This window comes from Candidatus Neomicrothrix sp., from assembly GCF_035329545.1.
Lineage (GTDB): Bacteria > Actinomycetota > Acidimicrobiia > Acidimicrobiales > Microtrichaceae > Microthrix > Microthrix subdominans.
The window spans coordinates 150,174-167,433 of record NZ_DAOLGP010000002.1 but is presented as its reverse complement, the minus strand read 5'-3'; the positions used below and the strand labels follow the sequence as shown (position 1 = coordinate 167,433).

At 68.0% G+C, this 17,260-nt stretch carries 15 protein-coding genes; 10 read left to right on the top strand and 5 right to left on the bottom strand.

What is annotated here, in order from left to right:
* Nucleotides 1-8 precede the first annotated feature (8 nt).
* Nucleotides 9-395, top strand: coding sequence for a nuclear transport factor 2 family protein (locus PKD89_RS02235; protein WP_287375893.1), 387 nt, complete (start codon nucleotides 9-11; stop codon nucleotides 393-395).
* Between the two features lie 49 nt (nucleotides 396-444).
* Here PKD89_RS02235 and PKD89_RS02230 read toward each other — a convergent pair whose 3' ends face one another.
* Nucleotides 445-2,217 carry a molybdopterin-dependent oxidoreductase gene (locus PKD89_RS02230; RefSeq protein WP_289012422.1) on the bottom strand — a complete coding sequence of 591 codons (1,773 nt, stop codon included), beginning with the start codon at nucleotides 2,215-2,217 and terminating at the stop codon, nucleotides 445-447.
* Between the two features lie 342 nt (nucleotides 2,218-2,559).
* Between PKD89_RS02230 and PKD89_RS02225 the strand changes: the two genes are divergently transcribed.
* The 4 genes from PKD89_RS02225 (at nucleotide 2,560) to PKD89_RS02210 (ending at nucleotide 6,718) form a co-directional block, all read left to right on the top strand.
* Nucleotides 2,560-3,915, top strand: a complete 1,356-nt coding sequence (locus PKD89_RS02225) for an ammonium transporter (protein WP_425591221.1) — start codon at nucleotides 2,560-2,562, stop codon at nucleotides 3,913-3,915.
* A gap of 202 nt (nucleotides 3,916-4,117) precedes the next feature.
* Nucleotides 4,118-5,269 (top strand): acetyl-CoA C-acetyltransferase, encoded by a 1,152-nt coding sequence (locus tag PKD89_RS02220; RefSeq protein ID WP_287375899.1) that lies wholly within the window; start codon nucleotides 4,118-4,120, stop codon nucleotides 5,267-5,269.
* A gap of 112 nt (nucleotides 5,270-5,381) precedes the next feature.
* Nucleotides 5,382-5,993, top strand: coding sequence for a disulfide bond formation protein B (locus PKD89_RS02215; protein WP_287375900.1), 612 nt, complete (start codon nucleotides 5,382-5,384; stop codon nucleotides 5,991-5,993).
* Nucleotides 5,990-6,718: a TlpA disulfide reductase family protein gene (locus PKD89_RS02210; protein ID WP_287375903.1), complete on the top strand. Its 729-nt coding sequence runs from the start codon at nucleotides 5,990-5,992 to the stop codon at nucleotides 6,716-6,718. Before PKD89_RS02215 ends, PKD89_RS02210 begins: the two co-directional genes overlap by 4 nt.
* A gap of 19 nt (nucleotides 6,719-6,737) precedes the next feature.
* On the opposite strand, the gene PKD89_RS02205 is transcribed toward PKD89_RS02210, so the two are convergent.
* Nucleotides 6,738-7,502: a DsbA family oxidoreductase gene (locus tag PKD89_RS02205; RefSeq protein WP_289012420.1), complete on the bottom strand. Its 765-nt coding sequence runs from the start codon at nucleotides 7,500-7,502 to the stop codon at nucleotides 6,738-6,740.
* A gap of 116 nt (nucleotides 7,503-7,618) precedes the next feature.
* On the opposite strand from PKD89_RS02205, the gene PKD89_RS02200 reads away from it, so the two are divergent.
* The gene (locus PKD89_RS02200) at nucleotides 7,619-9,994 is read left to right on the top strand and encodes a CocE/NonD family hydrolase (RefSeq protein ID WP_287391128.1); all 2,376 of its coding nucleotides are present in this window, start codon (nucleotides 7,619-7,621) and stop codon (nucleotides 9,992-9,994) included.
* Nucleotides 9,995-10,176: 182 nt separating this feature from the next.
* Here the strand turns inward: PKD89_RS02200 and PKD89_RS02195 are convergent, their stop codons facing one another.
* Nucleotides 10,177-11,604, bottom strand: coding sequence for a phytoene desaturase family protein (locus tag PKD89_RS02195; RefSeq protein ID WP_287375912.1), 1,428 nt, complete (start codon nucleotides 11,602-11,604; stop codon nucleotides 10,177-10,179).
* 118 nt (nucleotides 11,605-11,722) lie between these two features.
* Between PKD89_RS02195 and PKD89_RS02190 the strand changes: the two genes are divergently transcribed.
* The 4 genes from PKD89_RS02190 (at nucleotide 11,723) to PKD89_RS02175 (ending at nucleotide 15,810) form a co-directional block, all read left to right on the top strand.
* Nucleotides 11,723-12,562 carry an enoyl-CoA hydratase/isomerase family protein gene (locus PKD89_RS02190; RefSeq protein WP_287375914.1) on the top strand — a complete coding sequence of 280 codons (840 nt, stop codon included), beginning with the start codon at nucleotides 11,723-11,725 and terminating at the stop codon, nucleotides 12,560-12,562.
* Nucleotides 12,563-12,639: 77 nt separating this feature from the next.
* A complete protein-coding gene (locus tag PKD89_RS02185; RefSeq protein WP_287375916.1) occupies nucleotides 12,640-13,878 on the top strand; it encodes an acyl-CoA dehydrogenase family protein in 1,239 nt (412 codons plus the stop codon).
* Nucleotides 13,879-13,942: 64 nt separating this feature from the next.
* A complete protein-coding gene (locus PKD89_RS02180; protein WP_287375917.1) occupies nucleotides 13,943-14,755 on the top strand; it encodes an SDR family oxidoreductase in 813 nt (270 codons plus the stop codon).
* Between the two features lie 143 nt (nucleotides 14,756-14,898).
* A complete protein-coding gene (locus PKD89_RS02175; protein WP_287375919.1) occupies nucleotides 14,899-15,810 on the top strand; it encodes an SDR family oxidoreductase in 912 nt (303 codons plus the stop codon).
* Nucleotides 15,811-15,884: 74 nt separating this feature from the next.
* Here PKD89_RS02175 and PKD89_RS02170 read toward each other — a convergent pair whose 3' ends face one another.
* Both PKD89_RS02170 and PKD89_RS02165 read right to left on the bottom strand, forming a co-directional pair.
* Nucleotides 15,885-16,592, bottom strand: coding sequence for a hypothetical protein (locus PKD89_RS02170; RefSeq protein ID WP_289012419.1), 708 nt, complete (start codon nucleotides 16,590-16,592; stop codon nucleotides 15,885-15,887).
* A gap of 157 nt (nucleotides 16,593-16,749) precedes the next feature.
* Nucleotides 16,750-17,124, bottom strand: coding sequence for a glutaredoxin domain-containing protein (locus PKD89_RS02165; RefSeq protein WP_289012418.1), 375 nt, complete (start codon nucleotides 17,122-17,124; stop codon nucleotides 16,750-16,752).
* Nucleotides 17,125-17,260 lie beyond the last annotated feature (136 nt).

Genomic DNA, 17,260 nt, shown 5'->3' with positions numbered 1-17,260 from the left:
TCTGGGCCATGACCGCCGAGACCGCCGCCATCCACGCCACCGTCGAGAACTACATCGCACACTTCTCCAACAACGACCGGGCGGGCTACCTGTCGCTGTTCGCCGAGGATGCCTGGGTGGAAGACCCGGTGGGTTCGCCCAAGCACGAGGGGCTCGAGGCCATCGGTGCGTTCTGGGACGGCTCCCGCGAGCTGGCCCCCGAGATCGAGCTTCGGCTGACCAAGGCCAACGTGTGCGGCGGCGAGGCGGCGTTCTTCATGGAGATCCGGCCGATGCTGGGCGATCAGGCGATGACGATGACGGCGATCGACGTGATGACGTTTGACGACGACGCCAAGATCACCACCCTGAGGGCCTACTTCGACATGGCCGAGATGCGCCCCGCCGACGACTGAAGCGGGTCGCTCGCCCGAGCCCCGTCGGTTGGTTCGGAGAGCGCCGGCCTCAGATCGACTGCCGGTAGCCGAAGAACTCGTGGTCCTCGTTGTAGCCGCCCTCGCCGCCGGCGATCGCCTCGAAGTCGGCGACGAACTCGATCGCCCTGATCCACTTCACCTGTTTGAAGCCGATCTGAATCTCGTTGCGCAGCCGCAACGGCGCGCCGTGTCCGTAGGGCAGCGGCTCGTCGTTCATGTCGTAGGCGACCATCGCCAGCTCCGAGTGCATCTGCTCGATCGGGTGGGCGTCGTAGTAGGTGCCGCCGTCCGCCCCCTCGCCGAAGGAGTAGAACACCACCCACCGCGCCTCCGGGCCGGGCCGGACCAGTTCAAGGATCGTTTCCATGGAGACCCCGCCCCACTTGGCAACGCCCGACCACCCCTGAATGCAGAAGTGCTGGGTGATCTGCTCGTGGTGGGGAAGGGCCCGCAGGTCGGCCAAGGAGAGCTCGACCGGGTTGTCGACCAGTCCGGCGATCTCCAAGCGGTAGTCGGAAAAGTCCCCCTTGCGCAGCGCGTTGTACTGCTCCGACGTATCGGGGTATTGCCCGTTGTGCCAGAAGTAGGGGGAGATGTCGCCCTCGGAGTATTCGCCGGGCCTTGTGTCGACGTGCTCGAACAGGCGCTGCACCGGGCCGATCAGCGCGTAGCCCACGCGCTGAACCGTCCGTGGGTGGCGCAGCGTGAACGGCGTCGCCGCCGCCCAGGCGACGATGACCAGCACCATCGTGGCGGCGAAGACGCCGAAGCCCAGCCAGCTGCTCGAATCGCTGCCGCCGTAGATGTGGTTGAGGTTCTTCAGCAGCCCCGTGGTGAACACGAGCGTCACGTGGATCACGATGAAGAACAGGAACCAGCACAGCACCAGAAAGTGCATCGAGCGCGCCGCCTGGATGCTGAGGACCTTGCTCACCCGACGGAATCGGGTGGACAGCGCCGGTGACATGCCCAGGCCCGTGACCAGCGCCAGCGGCGCAGCGATGAAGATCGTGATGAAGTAGGCGGTCATCTGGAGGCCGTTGTAGGCGACCCATCCGTGTTCGGTGGGCCAGTCGAGCGACAGGTACTGAAGCAGCGCCGACGCCGAGTTCGGAATGATGTCCCAGGTGGTGGGCACTACCCGGCGCCATTGCCAGGTCGTGAACAACAACACGTAGAAGATCGCACCGTTGAGAAGCCATACGACGTCGGTTCCCAGGTGCCACCACCGTGCGAGCCCGATCGTGTGCCGCAACCCGGGCAGACCCACCTGCCTCGGAAGACCAACCGAATCCTCCTTGGCGGTCCACAGCGGCACGTTCGGCACCTCCTTTTGGACCCGGAACCACTCCTTGCCCGGCGTGGAGTGACGCGTCCAGTACAGACGGGGATGGTCGGCGAGGATCTGGGCGCCGGAGCGAATGATGAAGATCATCAGGAACATGTTGAGGAAGTGCTGGGCGCCAACCCACCACGGAAACCCCTGGTTCTCAAGTGCCTCGGGAGTGAGGGTCGTGCCCGGATTGCGGGCGATGAACCGCTCGACCGACGGGTTGTTTCGCAGGCCCTTGGCGACGGCCACCGCACTGATGAGCACGACGAAGCCAACCGGTATCAGCCAGAGCAGGTTGAACCACCGGCTGCGCCCGAAGCGCACGTGGGGTGCGGTGCCGTGTTGTTGGGGTATCGACCCGGCCCAGGTGGTGGGATCGATCGACTCCTCGCCGATGGTCAAGCTCGAATGAAGCTCGTCGGCCTGTGCCGCAACCGTTGCCTTGCCGGACGCGTGCCGTGCTGCCAAGCCGATCACCCCTGGGAACCATCGTCGGCCGATTAGTCCGAACGGTCAACCGATTCGTGTGCTGAGAGACGCGCACGGGGCCGCAGGAGATCCGGGCCCAGGAAACACGGCGTTGACACGGCCGTCGTCAAGCGTTGATCAGCCGGTCATCGAGCGTTGACGCTGCGGGAACAGGCCCGAAAACCGGCATCCATAGGTTCGCTTCCGTCACCCAAACGACGGCGCCCTGAGGAGGCCAACGTGTTACCCACCAGCTCCCCTACCATCCAACCCAGGCACCGACTACCGGGGATCGACCGCGGCACCTTGCTGTCGATCGTGTCCTCCCGCGGTCTGCGACGCATCACCGGCGCAGCCCTCTGCGGCGCGGCCCTCCTGGCGTTTGCATCCCCGGCCGGCGCCCAGGACATCACTGCCGGCGATGTTCAGACCAACCTCGACAACGTCTTCGTGCTGTTGAGCGCCGTGCTGGTGATCTTCATGCAGGCCGGGTTTGCCCTGGTCGAAGCCGGGCTGACGCAGGCCAAGAACGTGGCCAACATCATGATGAAGAACATGATGGACTTTTGCGCCGGTGCCCTGGCGTTCTACGTCGTCGGGTACGCCATCGCCTTCGGCGACGGCAACGCGTTGTTCGGCCACGCCGGGTTCTTTCTCGGTGACGGGGCGGCCACGATCGGCTCGCTGACGCTGCCGGTCGGGTTCATCTTCCAGGTGGCGTTCGCCGCCACGGCGGCGACGATCGTGTCGGGCGCCATGGCCGAGCGCACCAAGTTCAAGAGCTACTTCATCTACAGCATCGTCATCTCGGCGTTTATCTACCCGGTGGTGGTGCACTGGCTGTGGGGCGGCGGTTGGCTGAGCACGCTCGCCACGCCCTACCACGACTTTGCCGGATCGAGCATCGTGCACCTCACCGGCGGGGTGGCCGCCCTGATGGGCGCCAAGGCGCTCGGGCCACGTATCGGCCGCTACGGCGCCGACGGCAAGCCCCGGCTGCTGCCGCCCCACTCGATCCCCTTCGCCGTGATCGGCACCATGATCCTGCTCGTGGGTTGGTACGGCTTCAACCCGGGCTCCGAGCTGGCCGCCGATGCCGCCATCGGTGGGATTGCCCTCACCACCACCCTCGCCGGGGTGTGCGGTGCGCTGGCGGCAATGGCGGTTATCTGGATCCGCACCGGCGCACCCGACGTGGGCATGACCGCCAACGGGCTGCTGGCCGGGCTGGTCGGGATCACCGCGGGAACCGCTGCGGTGTCGCCGATCGGCGCCATCGTCATCGGCCTGATCGCCGGGGTGCTCGTCGTCGAGTCGGTGCTGTTCTTCGACCGGCGCAAGATCGACGATCCGGTCGGCGCCATCTCGGTGCACGGCGTGTGCGGCGCCTTCGGCACCCTGGCGGTCGGCCTGTTCGCCACCGAGGACACCGAGTTCTGGAAGCAGGGCCTGTTCTACGGCGGCGGCGTCAGCCAGCTGGTCAGCCAGTTGATCGGCGTGGTGGCCATCGCCGCCTTTGTGGCGCTGACCACCGGAGTGCTCTTCCGGGTGATCAGGGCAACCGTCGGCCTGCGTGTCACCGAGGAGGAGGAACTGTCCGGCCTCGACGTCAAAGAGCACGGCGCCCCGGGTTACGGCGCCGCCCGCTCGCCCCAGATGCTCACCGGAGCTGGCGTCACGGGGGCAACCGAGGGGTAGCAGGGGGTGAACTCGGGTCGGGACCCAACCCCGGACCGCCCCGATTCGGTCACGCCCGACACCGCGATGCAGCGCCGCATCGACGTGTCGGGCGTGACCGCGTTGGGGTATCGAGCGGTCCGGCCATTGGCCCGTGATCTGACGCAGCGTCAGACTGGAACCAGTAGCCGGGCACAGCGCCGGCCAAACCCTGGAGGACCCGATGGCCGAGGCCTACATCGTCGACGCAGTTCGCACCCCGGTGGGGCGACGGGGCGGGGGCCTCTCGGCGGTCCACCCCGCCGACCTGGGGGCGCACAGCCTCAAGGCGCTGATGGAACGCACCGGGGTGGACCCGGGCGCGGTCGAGGACGTGATCTTCGGGTGCGTCGACACGATCGGCGGGCAGTCCGGCGACATCGCCCGAACCGCCTGGTTGGCCGCGGGTCTGCCCGATCACGTGCCCGGTACGACAATCGACCGCCAGTGCGGCTCCTCCCAGCAGGCGGTGCACTTCGCCGCCCAGGCGGTGATGTCGGGCACGTCCGACCTGATCGTTGCCGGCGGCGTGCAACAGATGTCGACGATCCCCATCAGCTCGGCGATGCTCGTCGGTGAGCAGTTCGGCTACCCCGACCCATTCACCGGCTCGACCGGCTGGCAGGAGCGCTACGGGGACCAGGAAGTCAGCCAGTTCCGCTCGGCGCAGATGATCGCCGACAAATGGGAGTGCAGCCGCGACGAGATGGAAGCGTTCGCCGTCGAGAGCCACGAGCGGGCGATCCGGGCCCGGGACTCGGGCCGCTTCGACGCCGAGATCGCCCCACTGGGCGACGTTGCCCGGGATGAGGGCCCCCGTGAGCCCAACTGGGAGAAGATCCGCAGCCTCAAGCCGCTCGAGGAGGGCGGCACGATCACCGCTGCGGTCGCCAGCCAGATCTCCGACGCTTCCGCCGCGCTGCTGATCGCCTCCGACCGTGCGCTCGCCGAGCACCAACTGACGCCGCGGGCCCGCATCCATCACCTGTCGGTGCTGGCCGACGATCCGGTGTGGATGCTGACCGCTCCGATCCCGGCCACCCGCCATGCCCTGAAGAAGGCCGGCATGACGATGGACGACATTGACCTGGTCGAGATCAACGAGGCGTTCGCGTCGGTGGTGCTCGCCTGGATGAAGGAACTGGACGTTCTTCACGACAAGGTGAACGTCAACGGCGGGGCCATTGCGCTCGGGCATCCGCTCGGCGCCACAGGTGCCCGGCTGATGACCACGTTGCTCGGTGAACTCGAGCGCACCGGCGGCCGCTACGGCCTGCAGACGATGTGCGAGGGCGGTGGGCAGGCAAACGTGACCATCATCGAGCGTCTCGGGTGAGCAGGCCCGGAGGCTGAGGATGTTCATGGCCGCCGGCCCGCCGATGAGCGGATCCAGGCTCCATCCGACACACTGTGGGGTAGTTCCCCGACCGAAAGCGCGCTGAACCGACGTGAACCAGGACGCTTTTGACACCTTCTATGCCCTGCTCACCGTCGCCGGTCAGCTGGCGCTCGTCACGGTGGCCGTTCTGTGGCTGCTACGGGGCCGCACGCCGTGGTGGAACCAGGTGTCGGCGTCGCTCGCCCCGGTGGCCCTGTGGCTGGCCACGCTCGTCGCCGCGGTGGCGGTGGTGGGCAGCCTGCAGCTGTCGCTCGGCGCCGGGTACACCCCATGCACGCTGTGTTGGTACCAGCGCATCGCCATCTACCCGCTGGTGATCGTGTGCGGCGTGGCGGCGCTACGCCGTGATGTGGCGGTGCGATTCACGGTGTGGCCGCTCGCCGCCATCGGGGCGTCGATCTCCATTTGGCACTACGTCCACGAACGCCTGCCCGAGGCGGTCGGTGCCAGCTGCGACCCGGTTGCCCCCTGCACCGTGCTGTGGATCTGGAAGCTGCACTACATCTCGATCCCGATGATGGCCCTCACCACGATGGCCCTGATCGCAGTCCTGGTCGGCATCGCCCGTGCGGACGGCGAGCGGACCGAGGTTGCCCACACCTCGGCAGCCGGCACCGATGAAGTCTCGAAGAGTTCGACTCCCGAAAGGACCTCACCATGAGTAACCGTCCGAAACTCAACCGACGCGCCCCGGTTCCCGGGTACACCCAGTCGTCCGAATCGTCCGGCGGTTTCCCGGTGTGGGGCATCGTGGCGATCGTCGCCGTCGTGGTGGTGATCGCCGGGGCCATTGCCATCGGCTCCGCGAGCGGTGACGAAGAGACCGCCGACGGCAAGAGCAGCACGGAGGTGCTGTCCGATGCCTACGGCGACAAGCCGACGTCGGAGTTCCGAGCGGTGACCGTGACTGGCGAGGCGCTGCCTGAGCTGGCCGATCCCGCTAACGACCCGGCGATCGGAATGGCGGCGCCCAAGCTCGAGGGGGCCAACTTCGTCAACGAGCCGGTCTCGGCCCCCAAAGGCCCCGCCATGATGGTCTTCGGGGCTCACTGGTGCCACGTCTGCCAGGCCGAGGTGCCCCAGGTGGCCCAGTGGCTCGACGACGGGCTGCTGCCCACCGGGGTGACGGCAACGTTGGTGTCCACCGCTACCCAGGAGGGCCCCGGCGCCGACCCACCATCGCTGTGGGTCCCTTCGACCGGCTGGGATCAGCCGGTGCTCGTCGACAGTGACAAGAAGGAAGCCGCCACCGCCTACGGGCTCAACGGCTTTCCCTTCTTCGTGTTCGTCGACGGCGACGGGAACGTGGTCCACCGTGCGTCCGGTGCGCTGCCTCGCGAGCAGGTCGAGCAGTACCTGTCCGACATCGCTCCGCCGGCGACGTAGCCCGATCGGGCGGAGGTCCTCAGCGGTCCCGGGGGGCGGCAATACGGTTGAGGTGGTGGGCGATCGTCGCCGGGTCCTGGGCGCCAGGGATGGCCAGGCGTCCATCGAGCACGAACGTCGGGACGGCGGTCACGTCGGCAGACACCGCGCCGGCGATCTCTGAGCGCACCTCCGATACGCCGGCCCCCGATGCCAACACCTCGGTCGCCTCGTCGGCGTCCAGGCCCACCGCTGCTGCCCTGGCAACCAGCACCCGGTGGTCGGAGACGTCCAACCCCTCGACGAAGTAGGCGGCGAGCAGCGACTCCTTCAGCGCACTTTGGCATCCGTCGAGCAGGCCATTCGGCAAAACCCCGTCGGCCGGTTCGCCGCCGACGGCCCGATCCTCCTGATCTGCCCACCACAACAGCCGGTGGGCATCGAATGTGTTGGATCGAACGGCCCGGTCAAGGCGAAACCCCAGCCCCTCTGCGGCGGCGGCCTCGGTCACCTGGGCGATGATCTGGGTGGCTCGGGCCTCGTTGCCGAACTTCTTGGCGTAAGCCTCGGCGACCGGTCCACCCGGTACCGGCGCGCCTGGGTCGAGTTGGAACGGAAGCCACCGCACGCTCACCGGTGGCGCCTCGGGGAGCGCCAGTGCCGCCTCGAAGCGTCGCTTGCCGATGTAGCACCACGGGCACACCACGTCCGAGTAGATCCGAACCCGCAATGGTGCCGGTTCGTCGGGAGGGGCGGTCCGGGACGCGTCCGGCCCCACAGCTGGGTCGGGTGAGTGGGATTCCATAGAATTTTCCCTGGGATCGTAGGGTGGAACGAGTTGCCGTCCCACCCTACGGTTGCGGGCTGGCTTCGCATCCCGGGGGGATCGATATGTTGCGCAGACGCCGATTGGCGACCATCGTGGCCGTACCCCTGCTGCTGGGTTCGGGGCTGTCCGCGTGCAGCGGTGCGGAGGCGGCCAGTGACGACACCGAGGTGGCAGGCGCCCAGCGGGCTACGGAGCCGTTTGCCGAGTTCGTGCGAACGGCGCCGGGCCTGGATGCGCCCACGGCGGATGAGCTGGGCCCCAAGAAGGATGCGGCGACCGGCCTGACCATCGCCGGCGGCGTCGAGACCTTGACCGTCACCGGCGCCGACAAGTCCGAGGAGCTTGTCCTCGAGAACGAGGAGGGCGACGTCCTCTTGACCCTGCTCGCCGACGGGGAGGGACAGGCCCACTTCGCCTACATCCCCGACAAGCCGCTGACCCAGCAGACCGGTGGCGATGGCGAACTCCCCACGGTGGACGGCGCCACGCTGGCCCCGGGCACCTACCGGCTGCGGGCGCGTGGCGTCACCAGCGACGAGGTGCGGGTGCTCGGGGTCGACGACGTAGCCGGCGATGCCTTCTACAACTCCCAGGAGATCGACGACGGCTTCGGTTACGTCACGATGCGCGACGGGGTGAAGCTGTCGATCGACGTCACCCTGCCGGGCCCGGTCGAGGACGGGCCCTATCCAACGCTGGTCGAATACAGCGGCTACAGCCCGTCGAAGCCGGACGATCCCCAGCCCGGCTCGATGATCGCCGGTTTCCTCGGGTTTGCCACCGTCGGGGTCAACATGCGCGGCACCGGCTGCTCGGGCGGGGTCTTCGACGTGTTCAACCCGGCCCAGCACGCCGACGGCTATGACGCGATCGAGGCGATCGCAGCCCAGCCGTGGGTGAAGGACAACAAGGTCGGCATGGTGGGGCTCTCCTATGCGGGCATCGCACAGCTGTATGTGGCCTCCACCCAGCCACCCAGCCTGTCGGCGATCGCGCCGCTGTCGGTGATCGATGACCCGTGGCGCGAGCAGTGGCCCGGTGGGCTCTACAACGACGGGTTCACCAGGCAGTGGCTCGAGGAGCGCACCAACCAGGCCGAGGCTGGAGGCCAGAGCTGGGACGGCGAGCTGATCGCCGAGGGCGACCAGGTCTGCGAGGCCAACCAGTCGATCCGAAGCCAGAACCTGGACTTTGGCAAGTTCGGGCGAGCACTCGAGAACTTCTCCGACTCGGCGGCTGCCCGGTTCCTACAGCTGTTGGTGCCCCGCATCGAGGTGCCCACCTACCTGACCGGGGCCTATCAGGACGAGCAGACCGGCGGTCGCTTCCCCTACCTGTTCAACAAGTTCGACGACGACGTCTTCACCAGGTTCAAGATCTTCAACGGACATCACCCCGACGGCTACAGCCCGATGGTGGTCACGGACTGGTACGAGTTTTTGTCGTTTTACGTCGCCGGGGAGATTCCCGATATCCCGGACGGATTGCGTCAGGCGTCGGCGGCGGTGTTCGAAGAGAACTTCGGCATCGACCAGGGCTTTGGCGAGAATCGCTTTGCGGAGTACCTGCCCGACGACTTCGACGGCGCCAAGGCGGCGTATGACGACGAGGCGGCCGTGCAGGTGCTGGTCGAGTCCGGTGCCGACACCGACCCGGCGGGCGCTGCCGGGGAGCGGGTGCGCTGGGACTTCGATCAGTTCCCGCCGGCCGAAGCGACCAAGACCGAGTGGTTCTTCGACGCCGAAGGCACCCTGGCTGACGAGGCACCCGCCGACGAAGCCGCCGACAGCTTTGCCTTCGAGCCCAAGGCCGGAGAGATCGTCACCACCGACGCCAACTCGACCGACTTCCAGTATTCTCAGAAGGATCTGGAGATCGACTACCAGCAGCCTGACGAGGGCAACCTGGTTGCCTATGCCACGCCGGAGCTGACCGAGGACGTGATCATCGCTGGGCCGGGGTACCTCGACCTGTGGGTAAAGCCCGGCTCTGACAACGGCGCCGTGCAGGTCGACCTGACCGAGGTGCGGCCCGACGGATCCGAGACCTACGTGCAGTCGGGCTGGCACGAGCTGCAGCATGCTGAGGAGTACCAACAGCTCAGCGACGAGTATCAGGTGGAATACACCTTCACCGAGGAGGGTCGCGAGGTGCTCGAACCCGCCGAGTGGGTGCACCGCCGGGTGCCGATGCAGGCGGCAACCCACATCTTCCGCAAGGGGTCGCAGCTGCGGGTGAGCGTGCAGAGCCCCGGCCGCAGCCGCCCGCTGTGGTCGTTCGAAAGCCCGGACGTGCCCGCCGGCACCGACGTGGTCATCGGGCGCGGAGGCAAGCATGCGACCGGCCTGGTGATGCCTACGATCGATGGGGTGGAGATCCCCGACGGGCTGCCCGCCTGCAACACACTGCGCGGCCAGCCGTGCCGTGACTTCGTCGAGGTGACCAACACCCCGGCCGGCGACGACTGACCCGCCGCTTCGACCCCACCCCCCCTCCTCCCCAGACCGAACTGGGGAGTGCACACTGCTGTCTGGGCGCGCTCTGGGCTCCCGAGTACCAAGCCCTCTCCGAACTGGGGAGTGCACACTGCTGTCTGGGCGCGCTCTGGGCTCCCGAGTTGCCGCAGGGTTGAGCCGCCGCAGGTTTGGGCTCAGGCCAGCGGGCCAGCCAACACGGCCCGGGCTGCGTTCCATCCGCACATGCCGTGTACGCCCCCACCGGGCGGGGTCGATGCAGAACACAGCCAGATGCGCGGGTTGCCGGTGGCGTAGGGATGAAGCGTCAGTCGGGGGCGGGCGATCAGTCCCAGCCCGGCCATCGAGCCCCCGGTGATGTCACCACCGGGGTAGTTGGGGTTGTGAGCGGCGATCTCGGCCGGGGGTCGAACGGATCGGGCCAGGATCAGGTCGCGAAACCCGGGTGCGAAGCGCTCGATCTGGGCCTCGATGGCGTCGGTGCGATCCTCGGTCGACCCGTAAGGTACGTGACAGTACCCCCAGAGCGCCGCCTTGCCTTCCGGCGCTCTGGTCGGATCGGCGTTCGATGGCTGCGCCACCAACACGAAGGGGCGCTCGGGGTTCTTCCCCTTCACCGACATCGCCTCGGCGGCGGCCACATCTGCAGCGTTTCCCCCGACGTGCACGGTCGATGCCCGCCGGGCGTCCGGGTTGGTCCATGGCACCGGCCCGTCGAGCGCCCAGTCCACCTTGAATGCGCCCGGCCCCCGACGGCGACCGGCGAACGCCCGCCGCACCCTGCGGGGCAACGAGCCCCCGGCGATAGCGGCGAGCGCGGCGGCATCGGTATCGAACACCGCAACCCCATGATCGGGCAGGTCGCCCAAGGTCCGCACCGGTGAGTTGCAGCGGACCTCGCCCCCCAAGTGGCGCAGGTAGCTGACGAGCGCAGCCGAGATGGACGCCGAGCCGCCCTCGGCGATCGGCCAGCCGCTCTGGTGGGCCGGCGCCATCAGCGCTAAGGCCAGCGCGGTGGTCAACGGCCGGTTGAGCGGCAGGAACGAGTGTGCGGCGTTGCCGGCCAGCAACGCACCCGCCTCCTCGGTGGAAAAGTAGCGGTCAGCGACGATCGTGGCCGGTGTGATGCCGGCCAGGCCGAACCGGGCGAGCACGACAGGATGGCGAGGCACCCGCAGCACCGGGCCCAGAAAGGCGTCGGCCAGCTTGGGCCAGTTGCCGCTCAACGGCCCCATCAGGGTGCGGTAGGCGTCGGCGTCGGCCCCCAGGCCCTCGGCCGTCTCGCCGAGCGAATGGCGCAGCAGCGCCGCCCGTCCGCCGTCGAGGACGTGGGCCAGCGGGATCTCATGATGCAACCAGCGCAGCCCGTGTCGCTCCAGCGGCCAGCGGGAGAACGCCGGCGAACCGCCGCCCAGTGGGTGCACCGCCGAGCAGACGTCGTGGTGAAACCCGGGCAGGGTCAGTTCTTCGGTGCGCGTGCCGCCGCCGACGGTGGCGTTGCCCTCGAGGACCAGCACGCTGCGACCGGCCTCGGCCAGCGTCACCGCTGCAGCCAGCCCGTTAGGGCCCGAGCCCACCACCACTGCGTCCCAAGATGTACCCACGTCTCCAGTGTGCCCGGCCATCGCCGCCGATACACGCACAGCGACATTCCTGATACAACGTCAGCGTCGCAGGCGCGTCTCGACCCGCCTGCCCAGCCCCCTACCGAGGAGATCCTCCGTGTCCGAGACCACCCCCACCGATCGGCCCCTGGACGAGCAGGTTCGGTTTGAGATCGTCGACGAGGTGGCCTGGATCACGATCGACCGGCCCGAGAAGGGCAACGCCCTCTCGCCACCGTGTCGCAACCGCATCCGCGACCTGATCAACGGCCTCAACGGCGCCCACACCGCCCGCGCCATCGTGCTGACCGCCAGCGGCGAGAAGCTGTTTTGTCCCGGCGCCGACTTGAGCCATCGGGTCCCGTCGGAGCGCCCCGAGGGCGTGCCTGAGCGGGTGGTCGGCGATGCCCGGCGGATGATGCTCGAGGGCCAGTACACCCTGTTCCCCGCCATCTTGGACTCCGAGTTGCCGATCATCGCCGCGGTCAACGGAACCGCCGCCGGCATGGGCGCCCACCTGGCGTTCGCATGCGACCTGGTGATCGCCGCCGAGGGCACCAAGTTCATCGAGGTGTTCAGCCGTCGCGGTCTGGTGGTCGACGCACTCGGCGCCTACCTGTTGCCCCGCACGATCGGATTGCACAAGGCCAAGGAGCTGGTGCTCTTCGGCGATGACCTGCCGGTGGCCGAGGCCGAGCGCTTGGGTCTGGTCAACAAGGTCGTGCCCCGGGACCAGCTGGCTGCGACCGCAAGCGAGTGGGCCGGTCGCCTGGCTTCGGGGCCGACCAAGGCCCTGGGTCTTTCCAAGTGGCTGTTGAACCAGAGCTTCGACGTGGACCGCAACACGATGATGAGCAACGAATCCCTCGCCGTGGAGCTCAACACCCATTCCGAGGACTTCGCCGAGGGCATGGCCTCGTTCCGCGAGCGTCGCGACCCGGTGTGGAGCGGCTACTGAACGATTGTTCATCCATCTTGGCTCGACCGCAGGAACACGGATAGAGCCAAAATACCAACGTGTTCTAATCTGTCGGCGTGGACTTTGAGGATTCTCCAGCCGAGGCGGCGGCACGAACCGAGGTGCGGGCGTTTCTCGACCAGCACGCCGAACTGAAGCGGGGCGATGACCGCGACTGGTCGCGCTGGGGGGCAACCACCGACGACGCCCGCGCCACCGAGTACCGCCGCCGCTGCCGAGACTGGCAGGCCACGTTGTACGACAACGGTTGGGCCGGGATCACCTGGCCCGAGGAGTGGGGCGGCCGGGGCGGTACCCGCACCGAACAGATCATCTTCGGCCAGGAGGCGGCCCGCTATGACGTGACGTCGGGCTTCATCGGCGCCGCTCAGTCGCTGGTGGGCCCAACGCTCATCAAGTGGGGCACCGACGAACAGAAGGAGCGGTACGTTCGGCCGCTGCTGCGTGGTGACGAGGTGTGGTGCCAGCTGTTCAGCGAGCCCGGCGCCGGATCCGACCTGTCCAACCTGGCCGCCCGGGCAGTTCCGGCATACGACCCGGCGGACGGTTGGGTCGTCGACGGTCAGAAGGTGTGGACCTCGAGCGCCCAGCACGCCGACTTCGGCATCCTGTTGGCCCGCACCGATCCCGATGCCCCCAAGCACCGGGGCATCAGCTTCTTCATCGTCGACATGGCCACGCCCGGTATCGACATCCGACCCCTGATTCAGGCCCAGGGCGTTGCCCACTTCAACGAGGTGTTTCTCGACGCCGTTCGTGTGCCGGCCAAGGGGCTCGTCGGGGAGGTGGGCAACGGCTGGAAGGTGGCGCGCACCACCCTGGGCAACGAGTCGCAGATGATCTCGGGCGGCGGACAGGCCAACACCTTCCCCAACGTGCTGGCCACCGCCCGACGCCTGGGCCGCACCGACGACCCGGTCGTGCGCCAGGAGTTGGCGCGCGTCTGGGGCAACGAGGCGATCCTGAAGTACCTGCAGCTCCGTCTGCAGAGCGCGATCACGCACGAACGTTGGGGCGACATGCTGCACGGCTCGCTGCTGAAGAACGCCTTCACCCGGGCGTTGGCACATCGCACCACCCTGGCCGTCGACCTCGAGGGGGCCGAAGGCATGTTGTGGGACGACGCGGAGGGCAACGGGTTCTGGCAGTACCAGTGCCTCAACCAGTTTGCTGCCCGCATCGGCGGCGGCACCGAGGAGGTTCACCGCAACAACCTGTCCGAGCAGGCGCTCGGGTTGCCACGGGAACAACGTAGCGACCTGGACGTGCCCTGGTCGCAAACAACGAGGTCCTGACTGCCGAGGTGCGGTGTTGACACCGGCCCGCACGGCGCAGCGTGAACACAGAGAGGGGTTGAACATGGGAATGTTGGACGGTAAGCGGGCGGTGGTGACCGGCGTGGGGCCGGGGCTGGGCACCGAGATGGCGTTGGGCCTGGCGCGGGAGGGCGCCGACGTGGCGCTGGTGGCCCGCTCCGAGCGGGTGACCCCCGAAGTGGCGGCCGAGATCGAGGCGATGGGGCGCCGGGCACCGACCGTGTCGGCCAACATCATCGACACCGACGACGTCGCCCGCATGGTCGACGAGGTGGGCGAGGCGTTCGAGGGGCGGGTGGATGTGCTGGTCAACTCGGCGTTCCGTAGCGGCGACTTCACCTCGTTCGCCGACGCCGATCTGGACCGCTGGCGCAAGATCACCGAGGTGAACCTGTGGGGCGGGCTCAGCGTCACCCAGGCCATGTTGCCGCTGCTCGACCGGGCGGTTGACGAATCCGACGATGCCCGGGTCATCATGGTCAACACGATGTCGATCCAGCGCATCCAGGCTGGTTCTGGGGCCTATGCGGCATCCAAGGGGGGGCTGGCCGGGGCGACCCAGGTGATATCCCGCGAGCTTGGGCCTCGCGGCATCCGGGTGAACTCGGTGCATCCGGGCTATATCTACGGTGACTCGGTGCGGATCTACTTCGAGATGCAGGCCGAGGCTCGAGGCGAAGGGGTCACCCCAGAGGACGTCTACGCCGAGATGGCCTCCGAGACCGCTCTCGGCTACCTCCCGACGCCTGCCGAGATCGCCGGGACGGTCGTCTTCCTCGCGTCGCCGCTGGCCAAGCCGATCACGGGCGCCGCCATCCCGGTCAACTGCGGCCATTGGATACCCGGGCTCACCTGATCTGGCTTCGAAGTGGGTGTGAGGTTTGCCCTGGCGGGCCGCGGCAGGCGCGTGAGGGACAAACCGCCCGGGAAATCGGACCTGACTGCTCGCAGGTCCTAATCTGACGGGTCGTCAGGTCGGTCGATCGAGAGGGTTTCACCATGTCGGGTATCTGTGAGGGACGAGTGGTGATCATCACCGGTGCGGGCCGAGGGCTGGGCCGGGCCCATGCTCTGGAGTTCGCTCGGCAAGGCGCGGCGGTGGTCGTCAACGACGTCGGGGTGGCCCAGGACGGGTCCGATCCCAGCGCCACTCCCGCCCAAGAGGTGGTCGACGAGATCGTCGCTGCCGGTGGGCGAGCTGTGACGAGCACCGATGATGTCGCCGACTGGGACGGCGCCGAGGCGTTGATCGCCACCGCCGTCGACACCTTCGGTGGCCTCGACACACTGGTGAACAACGCAGGCATCGTTCGCGATCGGATGTTCGTGTCCGCCCAGCCCGACGAGTGGGACGCGGTCATGCACGTTCACCTGCGCGGCCACTTCGCCCCTGCCCGCCACGCGGTCAACTACTGGCGGGCCCAGGCCAAGGAGGGCAACCAGCGGGCGGCCCGTATCATCAACACCTCGTCGGGTGCCGGGTTGATGGGGTCGGTCGCCCAGGCCGCCTACTCGGCCGCCAAGGCCGGAATCGCCACCCTCACGCTGGTGCAGGCGGCCGAACTGGGTCGCTACGGCATCACCTCCAACGCGCTCGCCCCGTCGGCCCGCACCCGCATGACCGAGGAGGCCTTTCCCGAGATGATGGCCGCCCCGACCGATGCCAGCTTCGACGCCATGGACCCGGCCAACGTGTCCCCGCTGGTCGCCTGGTTGGGCTCTGATCTCTCCGGCGACGTCACCGGTCGCGTGTTCGAGTCCGAGGGCGGCAAGGTCGGCATCGCCGAGGGATGGCGCCACGGCCCGTCCGAGGACAAGGGAGCCCGCTGGGAAGCCGCCGAGCTCAGCGACGTCATCGCTCGGCTGCTTGTTGCGGCGGAGACCCCGACGCCGGTCTACGGCGCGCAGTAGCCGGTCATCGGGATTGGGTCGTCGGGGTCCGGCCCTCGACATCCGGCCCTCGACATCTGGCCTCAGATGGTGGGTCAGGCGCCGCCGAAGGACCTGGCGTGCGGGCCTCGACCGATCGTCAGAAACCCGTCTTCGGCGCCAATCGACAGGATCGAGTTGCGGCTGCCAATCGACAGGATGGAGCGGTAGGAACCGATCGAAAAGATCGATCCCAGCGAGCCGACCGACACCAGCGAGGCGATCGAGCCCGCGGAGAGGGCGCTGGCGATCGAACCGGCGGATAGGGCGCTGGCGATCGATCCGACCGACCTGGTGGTTGCGATGGATCCCGCCGAGTCGATCGACGCGATCGACCCGGAGGAGCGTCCGGACCCATCGGAGGGCCCTCTGCCGGTTGGCTCGGCGCCACCGGGCCGAGCGGACGGCCCGCTGGCCGCAAGCGGACGTCCTACAGAGCTGCGCCCTGCGTCATCTGCGGGCCCGTCGGCTTCGCTGGGCGCCTCGGCCCGGCTGAGGCCGTCGCCCTCATAGTCGTAGATCTCGGTCGCTTCATGCTCGTGCGACTTGGCGTCGAACGAGTAGACGCTGGCGTCTGCCGAATCTGAGTCGACGTCGTCGTCCAGACCGTCGAGTTCGCGCAACACCAGGTTGACGACCTCGCCATCGAGTTCGGCGTCAGGATCGGGATCGACCGCCGGCTCGCCCGTCCTGGGCGCCTGGAACGATGGGTGGGACGACCTGCCACTCGGGGGGACACCTGAATCTCCGGGGAGTTTGGACACGTCCGCTCCGTTCCATCTGGCCAGTACGCGATGGCCGCTGCATCCATCCTTGCCTATCCGACACGGACGCGACGCCTGAAATGTATTCATCAAATCTCGTAGCGACAGGTTGGTCAGCGGGAGTCGAACCGATGGGCCGCTGACGGCGGTGAGTAGGTCAGTTCCGCCTGAACCGGCGTCGCTTCGGGGGCTGTTTTTCAACCAGTGTCCGAGCCCACTCCGGATTGTGGGTGGCGATCAGATTGAGCACCTGGGCCGGGCGGGGGTTGACCAGGTAGTCACCGCCGAAGCCGACGGTGGGTACCGTTTCACTGCCCCCGGTGGCCCGGCGCACCACAGCGGCGGCGCCCGGCTCGTCCCAGATGTTCAGCGCATCCATGGCGATGCCGGCCCGGTCGAGCGAGTGCTTCAGCGACATGCAGAAGGGGCAGCCGGGTCGCCAGTAGAACTCGACAGCCCGGCCGGCCACCTCGCCGGTGTCCGGCTCGGCCGCCGCGGTCTCGGAGTGGTCGGTGTGGTGACGGTCGGTCATCTGAGAGTCCTCGAGGTAGGGGTTCGGCCGGCGGTCGCCGCGGGCAGCGGTGCGCCCGACCGCGGCTTGAAGCGTGCGGTCAACGTAACCCGATCGGAACGCCCGACATTCCCGTCAGCGCTTCCCCCGGGACACC

What these genes read in the sequence shown, in the direction of transcription:
- PKD89_RS02235 (WP_287375893.1), top strand. Translation starts at nt 9, where the DNA reads ATGACCGCCGAGACCGCCGCCATCCACGCCACCGTCGAGAACTACATC.
- PKD89_RS02220 (WP_287375899.1), top strand. Translation starts at nt 4,118, where the DNA reads ATGGCCGAGGCCTACATCGTCGACGCAGTTCGCACCCCGGTGGGGCGA.
- PKD89_RS02210 (WP_287375903.1), top strand. Translation starts at nt 5,990, where the DNA reads ATGAGTAACCGTCCGAAACTCAACCGACGCGCCCCGGTTCCCGGGTAC.
- PKD89_RS02165 (WP_289012418.1), bottom strand. Translation starts at nt 17,124, where the DNA reads ATGACCGACCGTCACCACACCGACCACTCCGAGACCGCGGCGGCCGAG.
- PKD89_RS02205 (WP_289012420.1), bottom strand. Translation starts at nt 7,502, where the DNA reads ATGGAATCCCACTCACCCGACCCAGCTGTGGGGCCGGACGCGTCCCGG.
- PKD89_RS02175 (WP_287375919.1), top strand. Translation starts at nt 14,899, where the DNA reads ATGTCGGGTATCTGTGAGGGACGAGTGGTGATCATCACCGGTGCGGGC.
- PKD89_RS02180 (WP_287375917.1), top strand. Translation starts at nt 13,943, where the DNA reads ATGGGAATGTTGGACGGTAAGCGGGCGGTGGTGACCGGCGTGGGGCCG.